Here is a 630-nt window from a genome sequence, read left to right on the forward strand (position 1 = left end):
GCAATTCCTCCTGCATCTTGCGGCGGGTCAACGCATCGAGTGCAGCGAAGGGTTCGTCCATCAAAAGAATTTTCGGCTGCATGGCCAAGGCCCGGGCGATCGCTACCCGCGCTTTCATGCCGCCGGACAAGGTGTGTGGATAGGCGTCGGCGAATGCTGCGAGGCCGACCTTTTCCAGATAATGCAACGCACGCTCTTCGGCTTCTTTCTTGTTCAAGGTGCGCGAGGCGAGCAACGGGAACATCACGTTCTGCTTGACGGTTTTCCACGGCGGCAGCTGATCGAATTCCTGAAACACCACAATGCGATCCGGCCCCGGCGCATCGACGCGCTGGCCTTGCAGGCGGATCTCGCCTTCGCAAGGCTGGATGAATCCGGCGACAGCCTTGAGCAAGGTCGATTTCCCGCAACCGGACGGGCCAAGCAGGACGAACCGGTCAGCCGGGTCGACGGCGAAACTGACTTGATGGGTAGCGCGCACCACCCGCTGCGGCGTGCGGTATTCAAGGCTGACGTGATCGACGGCCAGCAACGCTTCGCTGCGGGCGATCAGGCTGCTGGCCGCGTGGCCTGGCAAAGGGGCGTTCATGATCGATCTCCGGCAAATCAGAAAGGCGCGTCGCCCTGGAT

1 protein-coding gene is annotated in these 630 nt (G+C 61.7%); it reads right to left on the bottom strand.

Features of this window, described 5'->3' with window-relative positions; genetic code table 11:
- On the bottom strand, positions 1–589 hold a 589-nt coding region (locus tag J5M71_RS26475), incomplete at its 3' end, for an ATP-binding cassette domain-containing protein (RefSeq protein WP_207838430.1).
- Positions 590–630 lie beyond the last annotated feature (41 nt).

Origin of the sequence: Pseudomonas sp. 43(2021), from assembly GCF_017490805.1 — a bacterium.
Taxonomy (GTDB): Bacteria; Pseudomonadota; Gammaproteobacteria; order Pseudomonadales; family Pseudomonadaceae; genus Aquipseudomonas.